The organism is Bradyrhizobium genomosp. III (assembly GCF_000261705.1).
GTDB classification, from domain to species: domain Bacteria; phylum Pseudomonadota; class Alphaproteobacteria; order Rhizobiales; family Xanthobacteraceae; genus Bradyrhizobium; species Bradyrhizobium ottawaense.
Window position 1 is genome coordinate 23,037 of record NZ_AJQF01000188.1, and the last position, 7,273, is coordinate 30,309.

Consider the following 7,273-nt stretch of genomic DNA (forward strand, 5'->3'; position numbering starts at 1 on the left):
CCTGCTAGGCTCTGAAATGCGGACTCAAACGACCAGCTATGTCGCGCGGCTGTTCGCGGGCGATTTGTCGGCCTTTGGCGGTCCCGCAACCGACGAGGCCGTGGCCGGCCATATCCGCGCCGAACAGATGTCGCTGGTGCTCGGCTATTCGGTCGGCATCATGCTCGCCAATGCCTGCAACGCCATCGTGCTCGCCATCGCACTGTGGCAATCGCCGGACAGGATTCTTGCGTTGATCTGGGCAGGCGCTGTCGCAAGCGGCGCGATCATGTTCGGTCTGCGATCCCGCGCCGCGCGCCGCATCACCAAGCCGCAATTCGTCTCGCGCCGCGCCATGCACCGGCTGGTGCAAAATGCCTTCGTCCTCGGCACCGCCTGGGGCATCGTCCCCGTCGCCTTCTTCAATAATGCTTCGACCGGCGGCCAGCTCGTCATCACCTGCCTGTGCTCGGGCATGCTGGCCGGCGGCGCGCTCGCCTTCGCCACCATCCCGATCGCAGCGATCGCCTTCACGGCCCCGATCTTCGTCGGGATCGCGATCTGCCTCGGCAGCAACGGCGATCTGGCCTTCCTGCTGATCGCCTTCCTCGTCGTGGTCTACGGCAGCGTGCTGCTGCGCGGCGTGTTCGTCAACTCGTTCTCGTTCGCGCGGCGCGTGATGCGGCAGATCGAGGCGGAGCGCACCGTGCGGCTCGATCCTCTGACCCACCTGCCCAACCGCGTCGCCTTCAACGAGACGCTCGAGGCCGCGCTCAAGCGGCTGGCATTGTCAGGCGAGGAGTTTGCGGTGCTCCTGCTCGATCTCGATCGCTTCAAGGAGGTCAACGACAAGTTCGGCCATCCCGCCGGCGACGAATTCCTGGTCCAGGTTGCAAGCCGCCTGCGACGCTGCACGCGCGCCGCCGAGCATGTCGCGCGCATCGGCGGCGACGAATTCGCGCTGGTGATGGCCAATCTGGCGCGTCCCGAGGATGCACTCGAGATCGCCGAACGCTTCGTCGCGGCCTTCACTGAACCGTTCCGCATCGAGGGCCGCCAGATCGTGGGCGCGACCAGCGTCGGCATCGTGCTGGCGCCGCGCGACGGCACCACGGCGCTCGACGTCATGAAGAATGCCGATGCCGCCCTCTACCGCGCCAAGAAGGCGGGCCCCGGCACGATCCGCTTCTTCGAGACCAGCGACGACAGGGTGTCACGCGATCGCAAGGCGCTGCAATCCGACCTCGAGGGCGCGATCGCGCGAAACGAGCTGTTCCTCGTGTTCCAGCCGTTCCTCGATCTCGACGAAAGCCGGATCACTGGTTTCGAAGCGCTGCTGCGCTGGCAACATCCTGAGCGCGGACTGGTGCCGCCGAGCGAATTCATTCCGATCGCGGAAGAGACCGGGATGATCCACGAGATCGGCGAATGGGTCGTCCGCCGCGCCTGCGCGACGGTGGCCGAGTGGCCGGACGACATCAGGGTCGCCGTGAACTTCTCGGCCGCGCAGTTTCACAACGCCGGCATCCTCCAGATCATCGTACAGGCGCTCGCGGAGGCGAAGATCGCCCCGCACCGGCTCGAGATCGAGATCACGGAATCGATGCTGCTGTCGAAATACGGCTCGGCCGAGCCGGTTCTGAACGCGCTGCTGCAGCTCGGCGTCACCGTGGCGCTGGACGATTTCGGGACCGGCTTCTCCTCCCTCACCTATTTGCGCAAGCTGCCGTTCAGCCGCATCAAGATCGACCAGTCCTTCATCCGCGACATGCTGGTGCAGCCCGACTGTGCCGCCATCGTCAAATCGGTGATCTCGCTCGCGCGCGACCTGCGCATCGCCGTCGTCGCCGAGGGCGTCGAGACCGCCGACCAGCTCGACTATCTCAGGCAGATCAGTTGCGACGAGGTGCAGGGCTATCTGATCAGCCGGCCGGTGTCGGTGGACGGCGTGCTGGCGCTGCTGGATACGAAGAAGCTTCGGGCGACGTTTGCGGCGTAGGTGGAACTTAGATTTGAGCTAGTGACGACCACGACGGCGGTGAGCCCCCTCGCCCGCTTGCGGGAGAGGTTGAGGAGAGGGTGTCTCCGCAACGGGACACTCCCTCAGAGGAGAGAGCCCTCACCCGGCGCTTCGGCGCGACCTCTCCCGCAAGCGGGAGAGGTGGAGCCCGCGGCGCCGTCCATTCCTTCTTAATGGAGTCCAGCTCAAGGCTCGCTCAAACCGCGTCCGCGCGCAGCAGCGTGTCCACCGTGATGGTGCCACGGGCCCGCGAGACGCAGGCGCAGATCTTCTGGTTGCTTTGCTTCTGATGGTCACTGAAGAAGACGTCGCGGTGGTCGATCTCGCCGTCGACCTCGACCACGTCGATGGCGCAGAGGCCGCATTCGCCGCGCTTGCAATCGTACATCACGTCGTGACCGCTGGCGTTGAGCACGTCCAGCATCGAGCGCTCGCGCGGGATTTCGAGCTCGACATCAGAGCCCTTCAGGCGCACGCGAAACGTCTCGGTCGGCAGCGTGCCGCTGGAGCCGAAGGTCTCGTAGCGGAGGTCGGGCAGCGGATGGCCCGCCCCGATCCAGGCGTGGCGCGCGGCATCCAGCATCCGCATCGGGCCGCAGAACAGCGACAGCGCGCCTTGCGGCAATGATGCGAACACCGCATCGAGGTCGAGTCGTCTGCCTTCATCGCTGGCATGAACGACCAGGCGATCGCCGAGCATCGCGGCGAGATCGTCGAGATAGGCGGCCTCGGCGCGCGAGCGCACCGCATAGTGCAGCGTGACATCCACGCCGCGCCGCGCCAGCGCCTGCGCGGCACCGAGGATCGGCGTGATGCCGATGCCGCCGGCGATCAGACAATAGCTTTCGCGAGCCCAGTCGACCGCGAGTAGCGAAGCGGGCTGGGTGATGTCGAGCCGCGCGCCCGGCGCGAGCTGCCACATGTAGCGCGAGCCGCCGCGGGAATCCTCGGCACGGCGCACCGCGATCTTGAGGCCGGCCGAGGTGGCTTCGCCGACCAGCGAATAGGACCGCGTCTCCGGCAGGCCGTCGATGGTCACGCTGATATTGATGTGGCTGCCGACCGGATAGGCGGCGGCGTCGAACCGATCAGGCCGGATCAGGAATTCACGGATGCCGGGAGCGAGATCGCGCGTCGAGACGAGCGTTGCCGGAATCCAGGTTTCGATGAAGCGCATGGCACTGCCCTCAATCGGCTGCGGTCTTGATCAGCGCCAGCGCCGGCAAGAGGTCGAGATGGGTCCGGTTGCGCAGCGCGAGCCTCAAGTTTCGTACCGCGAGCCGCGCATGCTCGCGCATGACGGCTTCGGCGCGCGCGCCTTCGCGGTTCTCGATGGCGTCGATCACGACGCGGTGGTGCTCCTGCCCGATGATCAGGATCTGCTGCGCCTCGGGCAATGCGGATTGCGCCATCACGAAGCCGCTCGGGGATGCGAACGGCAGCGCCGAGGCGCGGTCGATCTGGCGGACCAAGGGTGGGCTGCGCGACAATTCCGTGAGCAGGGCGTGGAAGCGCGCGTTCAGCGTGACATAGGACGAGAACGCTTCGATCGAGATCGGCACCTGGCGCAGCAATTCGTCGATCGCGGCAAGGCACTCCTTGAGCGGCTCGAGCTCGCGCGCGGAGACACCGCGCTCGGCGGCGAAGCGCGCGGCGAGCCCTTCCAGCGTGCCGCGCAGCTCGATGGAATCGGAGATGTCGCGTTCCGAAAACGCCTTCACCATGAAGCCGCCGGACGGGATCGCCTCCAGCAGGCCCTCCTCCTCCAGCCGCACCAGTGCCATGCGCACCGGGGTGCGCGAGGCGCCGGTGGTCTCCACCGCCTGGAGCTCGGAGATGCGCTCGCCCGGCCGCAGAGAGCCGGACAGGATCTGGTCGCGCAGCGCAAGCTGCGCCTTCACGGTCTGCGAGACGGAGCGGTCGACCTCACGTTCGGGGGCTGCTGCTTTCACCTGGCCTACTCCGCCGCCTGAAGGTGCTGCGGCCCGTTTTCCTTCGCTACCATCCGGTCGATCAGCTTGCGCGTCCACATCGCGCCGGCGTCGATGTTGAGGTTGTAGAAGATGCGATCGGGGTTTTCGTCCATCGCGCGCTGCTGCGCTTCCAGGATCAGCTCGTCCTCGTGGAAGATGCCGGAGACGCCCTCGCGGATCTCGGTGGTGATGCGCTGCTCGCCGAGCTGGTAGTTGCGCACGAAGGCCCAGAAATAATGGCAGGTCTTCTCGGTCTCGGGCGTGATGGTGTTGAGCACGAAGCCGTTGACGCCCTGCGAGCGATCACCTTCCGGCGCACCGGTGCCTGTCGGCGCCACGCCGACGTCGATGGCGATGGTGCATGGCGCCTCAAAGCGGATGATCTGCCAGCGATCGACCAGGCCGGTCTTGCCGAGCTGTTTCGCCCAGAACGGCGGTGGCTCGATGTTCCGCATCCAGCGCGTTACCGTGACAGTCTTCTCGCCATGAGTGACGTCGAACGGCGCCTCCGCCACCGCATCGTTGCCGATGGAGGAGCCGTGCACGAAGGTCTCATGGGTGAGGTCCATGAGATTGTCGAGCACGAGGCGGTAGTCGCAATTGACGTGGATGGTCTTGCCGTCGCCGGCCCAGGCCGGATCGTGATTCCAGTGCATGTCCGGCACGAGCGCGGGATCGGCCAGCGCGGGATCGCCCATCCAGAGCCAGATGTAGCGATGGCGCTCGACCACGGGATAGGCGCGGACGCAGGCCGACGGGTTGATGGTCTCCTGCGAGGGCATGAAGGTGCAGCGCCCCTGCGCGTTGTATTTCAGGCCGTGATAGCCGCAGACGACGGTGTCGCCTTCGAGCCGGCCCTTGGACAGCGGCACCAGACGGTGCCAGCAGGCATCCTCCAGCGCGGCGACCGCACCGTCGGCCTTCCGGTACATCACGACATGCTTGCCGCAGATGGTTCGCGGCAGCAGCGCAGCTTTCACGTCCGCGTCCCAGGCCGCGGCGTACCAGGCATTCATGGGGAAGGGCTTTGTCATTGGTCTCACTCCCACGGCTTATGTATGCGTTATGTATACAATAGCTGAGGGATGAAATTATTCAAGGCCGAAATCCGCGCATTCAGATACCTTTAACTTCATGAATGTATACATACCAGCAGAAGTATTTCGGAGCCGGGGAATCCAGGACTCCGCAGCGGACATTGGTTCAGACAATTTCTGCCCGGATCGCCCGCCCCTGTGCGCAATTGCGCACCAGGCGGGCGATGACACCGTGTGATGCGGCGAGGCCTACCCTTGGTCGAAGAAGGCGATACGGCGATTTGGTCCGGCGCTTTACGCCCCGAACACTTTCGCCAGTCCTGCCTTGGCCTCCTCCTGAATCCGCGTCAGGTGCTCGGTGCTGCGGAAGCTCTCGGCGTAGATCTTGTAGACGTCCTCGGTCCCTGACGGCCGCGCGGCGAACCAGCCGAAATCGGTCTCGACCTTGATGCCGCCGAACGGCTGGCCGTTACCGGGCGCCTTGCTGAGCGTTGCGCGGACGGGGTCGCCGGCGAGATCCTTCAGACCGAGCTGCTCAGGCGTGACGGATTTGAGGATGTTCTTTTGCGGTCCGGTCGCGGCGACGTCGATGCGCGCGTAATGCGGCACGCCGAACTCGGCGGTCAGATCATTGAACAGCTGGCTGGGGTCGCGGCCGGTCTTCGCCATGATCTCGGCGGCGAGCAGGCCAAGGATGACGCCGTCCTTGTCGGTCGTCCACACCCCGCCGTCACGGCGCAGGAACGAGGCGCCCGCACTCTCCTCGCCGCCGAATCCGAAGCCGCCCGTGAGGAGACCGTCGACGAACCATTTGAAGCCGACCGGCGTCTCGACCAGCTTGCGCCCGAGCTTCTTGGCAACGCGATCGATGATCGAGCTCGACACCACGGTCTTGCCGATCGCAGCATCCCTGCCCCAGTTCGGACGATGCGCGAACAGATAGGAGATCGCAGTCGCCAGATAATGGTTCGGATTCATCAGGCCGCCGGAGCGCGTGACGATGCCGTGGCGATCGGCATCGGTGTCGTTGGCAAAGGCGACGTCGAAGCGGTCGCGCATCGCGATCAGGCTCGCCATCGCGTAGGGCGAGGAGCAGTCCATGCGGATCTTGCCGTCCCAGTCCACCGTCATGAAACGGAAGGTCGGGTCGATCGCCTCGTTCACCACCGTCGCCTTCAGGCCGTAGCGCTCGATGATCGGATGCCAGTAGTGTACGGCGGCGCCGCCGAGCGGATCGATGCCGATCTTGATGCCGGCGGATTTGACGAGGTCGAGATCGACGACATTGCCGAGATCGGCGACGTAAGGCGTGACGAAGTCGGTGGCATGGACGTTCGAAGACTTCAGCGCCTTGGCATAGTCGATGCGCTTCACGCCCTTGAGGCCGTCGGCGAGATAGGCGTTGGCGCGCTTCTCGACCACGCCCGTGACATCCGTATCGGCCGGCCCGCCATGCGGCGGATTGTATTTGTAGCCGCCATCCTCCGGCGGATTGTGCGAGGGCGTGATGACGACGCCGTCAGCGAGACCCGATGTGCGGCCCTTGTTGTAGGTGAGGATCGCGTGCGAGATCACCGGCGTCGGCGTGTAGCCGCTGTCCTTGTCGATCATGATGTCGACGCCGTTGGCGGCGAACACCTCGACGGCGCTGACCAGTGCCGGCTCGGCCAGCGCGTGAGTGTCGATGCCGATGAACAGCGGTCCGGTCAGCCCCTTTTCCCGTCTGTAGTCGCAAATGGCCTGCGTGGTCGCGAGGATATGGCCTTCGTTGAAAGTGTTCTTGAACGAGGTGCCGCGATGGCCGGAGGTGCCGAACGCCACGCGCTGCGCGGGATCCGCGACGTCGGGCTTGCCGGCGAAATAGGCCGTCACCAGCCGCGGAATATTGGTGAGCGCGTCCGGCGAAGCCTGCTTGCCCGCCCCGGGATGAACATCAGCCACTGAAATATCCTCGTCCTGTCGTACTGAGATAGCGCGACACCATAGCATCGGCCGGGTCCCCGCCAAGGGGCACAACACCCGCGGTGGGGAAGGCGTTCCCTGGGTAGGTGGCTGCAGCGAAAGTCCGCGCCCCCCAGAGTCATACCCGCGCAACCGCGAAACGGAGGCTCGCCTTGCGACGGTCATGAATCTGAGCCTGCATCATCGATGTGAGATCTTCAATGAGGACATGCCTTCGCGGCCTCGCGGCTTGATTCGCCCGAGCTTTGCTTCGTCGCTCCACCCTCTAATCCAAGAGGGCGCAGGGAAGGCCGGGTGCTGGC

Annotated in this window: 5 protein-coding genes; 1 reads left to right on the forward strand and 4 read right to left on the reverse strand. The window is 65.3% G+C overall.

Annotated elements, in window-relative coordinates:
* Positions 1-16: 16 nt before the first annotated feature.
* Positions 17-1,978: a putative bifunctional diguanylate cyclase/phosphodiesterase gene (locus IC66_RS0116585; RefSeq protein ID WP_038948368.1), complete on the forward strand. Its 1,962-nt coding sequence runs from the start codon at positions 17-19 to the stop codon at positions 1,976-1,978.
* A gap of 217 nt (positions 1,979-2,195) precedes the next feature.
* Here the strand turns inward: IC66_RS0116585 and IC66_RS0116590 are convergent, their stop codons facing one another.
* The 4 genes from IC66_RS0116590 to pgm form a co-directional block, all read right to left on the reverse strand.
* Positions 2,196-3,176, reverse strand: a complete 981-nt coding sequence (locus tag IC66_RS0116590) for a PDR/VanB family oxidoreductase (protein ID WP_038948369.1) — start codon at positions 3,174-3,176, stop codon at positions 2,196-2,198.
* A 10-nt stretch (positions 3,177-3,186) separates the two neighbouring features.
* On the reverse strand, positions 3,187-3,951 hold the full coding sequence (locus tag IC66_RS0116595; RefSeq protein WP_038948370.1) for a GntR family transcriptional regulator: 765 nt from the start codon (positions 3,949-3,951) through the stop codon (positions 3,187-3,189).
* Positions 3,952-3,956: 5 nt separating this feature from the next.
* Positions 3,957-5,006, reverse strand: a complete 1,050-nt coding sequence (locus IC66_RS0116600) for an aromatic ring-hydroxylating dioxygenase subunit alpha (protein WP_038948371.1) — start codon at positions 5,004-5,006, stop codon at positions 3,957-3,959.
* A gap of 297 nt (positions 5,007-5,303) precedes the next feature.
* Positions 5,304-6,998, reverse strand: coding sequence for a phosphoglucomutase (alpha-D-glucose-1,6-bisphosphate-dependent) (gene pgm, locus IC66_RS0116605; RefSeq protein ID WP_085971734.1), 1,695 nt, complete (start codon positions 6,996-6,998; stop codon positions 5,304-5,306).
* Positions 6,999-7,273 lie beyond the last annotated feature (275 nt).

Bases quoted from the DNA above. Each gene is read 5' to 3' on its own strand.
- IC66_RS0116585 (WP_038948368.1), top strand. From the start codon at position 17: ATGCGGACTCAAACGACCAGCTATGTCGCGCGGCTGTTCGCGGGCGAT.
- IC66_RS0116590 (WP_038948369.1), bottom strand. From the start codon at position 3,176: ATGCGCTTCATCGAAACCTGGATTCCGGCAACGCTCGTCTCGACGCGC.
- IC66_RS0116600 (WP_038948371.1), bottom strand. From the start codon at position 5,006: ATGACAAAGCCCTTCCCCATGAATGCCTGGTACGCCGCGGCCTGGGAC.
- pgm (WP_085971734.1), bottom strand. From the start codon at position 6,998: ATGCTATGGTGTCGCGCTATCTCAGTACGACAGGACGAGGATATTTCA.